The sequence below is a fragment of the Rhodococcus sp. P4_B6 genome, assembly GCF_056402215.1.
On sequence record NZ_JBFUHV010000477.1, the window covers coordinates 1 to 773 of the forward strand.

General features: G+C 58.1%; 1 pseudogene. It reads left to right on the forward strand.

Features of this window, described 5'->3' with window-relative positions:
* Positions 1-773: pseudogene (locus AC1DWT_RS51660) on the forward strand (helicase); the annotation flags it as partial.

The window sequence follows — 773 nt, forward strand, 5'->3', positions numbered from 1 at the left end:
CACTGGTGACGGCGCGGCCGAGTTCACCTACGATGCGACGAAGCCCGCTCTGACGTACATCGGCTCAGCAAGCAAGCAGGTCAACTTTCTGCTCCGCTTCCACAAACTCGCCCAGATCAGCGCCTCGCACTACACCTTGGACGGTGATGCATCCGAGCGCCTGATGCTGAAGTATTACGAGTACTTCCTTCGCGTACGCACTCTGCTTCGTGACGTGTGTGGCATCGAAGCGCTTACCAACCTGGAGTCGTTCCCAATCGACCTTGACCCGTCGCTCCGGGAGTATCACGAGAAGATCGCCTCGAGAATTGAAGCGCTTCGTCTAACTCCTCCGCTGGACGGTGGCCGGCGACGCTACTACATTCACAAGACGCGGCCATTCTTTGTGGACGGCCAAATCTATTACGAAGTCACCTTCTATTGGGCAAGCAACAAGGTCAGCAAGTTTGATCGCATCATTGGCTTCACGGATATCGATATGACGGACAAGTATGCCGCCATGCTCACGCTCCACGGCGGCTCAATCGATGTACTTGGACAGACGATGCCGATCACGATCATCCGCGACTGGGAAGTGTCCATCCGTCCGTGCGAGTTCGACAACTTCGCACGCCTTTTCGGGCTTTCGACCAGCGTGCGCACTGGCACCTCGGAGTACCGCCGCGTCATGCAGGGGCTGACCGCCAGCTCGGGAAGTCTCCTCGATCTCGTGGAGATGCCAGATGCCCGGTATTCGGAGGTGCGGGCGGCTGGAACGGCGAGGGTAACCAAAC